Origin of the sequence: Mesorhizobium sp. M4B.F.Ca.ET.017.02.2.1, assembly GCF_003998955.1 — a bacterium.
Taxonomy (GTDB): domain Bacteria; phylum Pseudomonadota; class Alphaproteobacteria; order Rhizobiales; family Rhizobiaceae; genus Mesorhizobium; species Mesorhizobium abyssinicae.
The window spans coordinates 1-613 of the sequence record NZ_RZOF01000689.1; the positions used below are offsets into that span (position 1 = coordinate 1).

General features: G+C 69.5%; 1 pseudogene. It reads right to left on the minus strand.

Annotated elements, in window-relative coordinates:
- Window positions 1-613, minus strand: a pseudogene (locus EN738_RS34870) (amidase); the annotation flags it as partial.

The following is a 613-nucleotide window of genomic DNA, read 5'->3' on the forward strand; positions in this document are numbered from 1 at the left end:
ATTGCCGTTGGCGACCCAGGTGCCGTTGCGCCAGGCCAGCAGCGCGGAGGCTTCGTTGACGTCGGCATCGGCCGGGCCGACATCGGCGGCGGCGGGCAGCACCACGGCGTCGAGGCTGTTGGCGTCCAGCCAATCCTCGAAATCGAGGCGGCGCGTTTGCTCCAGCCCCTCGAGGCCGGCGTGCATTGTCGGGATGCGCTCGAACGGCGTCACGCCCTGCTTCGCCCGCTCGACATAGTCGGCGAGGTCGAAGCCGTCGTCGCCGTAGCGGTCGGGCAGCGCGCCCGGCGGCTGCGGGAAGATTTTTGCGCCGTCGACCGAAGCGAGATCGGGAATCGCCGGATCGGCGTTGGCGCGCAGGAAATCGTCCCAGGACCAGATGCATAGGTCCCAGATCTCGCGCTCGGCGAAATCCTGCGGGACCAGCCCGCGCTCGACCATGGTCTTCGCGCCGGGGCGGTCGCGCTCATAGTTGGAGACGACAGGGAAGTCGACCTCGACCACCTCGGCGCCGAGCGCCTCAAGATCCGCCGCCGCCTGCCGCCAGAGGTCGAGCACCGAGGCGCGCGTCTCGATCGGCTTCGCCGCTTGCGCGTCGCGCCCGATGTACATT